Genomic DNA, 517 nt, shown 5'->3' on the forward strand with positions numbered 1-517 from the left:
CGCGGCACTTCGGTGACACTGCCGAACTCGATGATTTCCTTGATGGCCAGGATGCCCATGGCGTAGGTCTCGCCACCGAGCATGAAGGTCAGGTACTGGTACTGGTCGAGCTGGCTGTGCCCGATGGTGGCGCTCAGCACTGCAGACGTTTTTTGTTGTGCTGAGATCATGGCACTCATGTCAATCTCCTTAGAAGCGGACGAAGCTAGCTTCGTTGGCTTCTGCAATCTTGGAAGCCACCCTGCTGACAATCAACAGTGCAGCTCCGGTCTTGCCCATGCAAGTGGCCACCGCGCGCTGTTACTCAAAAATGCACGAAGCTGGCTTCGTTGACCGCTGCATTCTTGGTTGCAGTAGCTTTGCTGCTCAGACGGACTGAAGGCGCTCTGGACGCAATGGCTGCTCTGGGTGTGGTCACAGCCTTCATCTGGCCACCCTCCACCTTGAAGAAGCCCATCGCTTCCTGCAGCTGTGCCGCCTGGCCGCTCATCTCTTCCGCTGTGGCCGCCAGCTCTTC

1 protein-coding gene and 1 pseudogene are annotated in these 517 nt (G+C 57.8%); both read right to left on the reverse strand.

The genetic code is table 11. The annotated features are described in order from the left end of the window. On the reverse strand, positions 1-179 hold a 179-nt coding region (locus AC07O2_RS26005), incomplete at its 3' end, for a chemotaxis protein CheW (RefSeq protein ID WP_495235003.1). 125 nt (positions 180-304) lie between these two features. Next, positions 305-517, reverse strand: a pseudogene (locus AC07O2_RS26010) (methyl-accepting chemotaxis protein); the annotation flags it as partial.

This window comes from Rhodoferax sp. GW821-FHT10B06, from assembly GCF_059415605.1.